The 279-nt window shown below is 47.3% G+C and carries 1 pseudogene; it reads left to right on the top strand.

Annotation, left to right across the window (positions count from 1 at the left end):
* Window positions 1–26 precede the first annotated feature (26 nt).
* Window positions 27–279: pseudogene (locus R0J92_RS22530) on the top strand (GNAT family N-acetyltransferase); the annotation flags it as partial.

Here is a 279-nt window from a genome sequence, read left to right as displayed (position 1 = left end):
GATAGAAAGATAAAGGCGGCGAAAAGATGAAGTACACATTTCAAGCCATGACGCAGGAGCAGGCGGAAGTGATCGCGGAGACTTGGCGTTACGAAGGAGATTATTCCTTTTATGATATGGACGGAGATGCAGAGGATTTAGAAGAATTCCTGGATCCCGAAAAACGAGCGGGCGTTTATTTCGTCGTTCTCGACCGTGATGAAATCATTGGGTTTTATAGTTTCCAACAACCGGACGAGGATACGGTGGAGATCGGGCTTGGGATGAAACCGGAGCTAA

It is taken from the genome of Tritonibacter sp. SIMBA_163 (assembly GCF_046535935.1).
Classification (GTDB): Bacteria; Pseudomonadota; Alphaproteobacteria; order Rhodobacterales; family Rhodobacteraceae; genus Epibacterium; species Epibacterium scottomollicae.
Note: the sequence above shows the minus strand (reverse complement) of the source record. Positions and strands in the feature narration are given on the sequence as shown.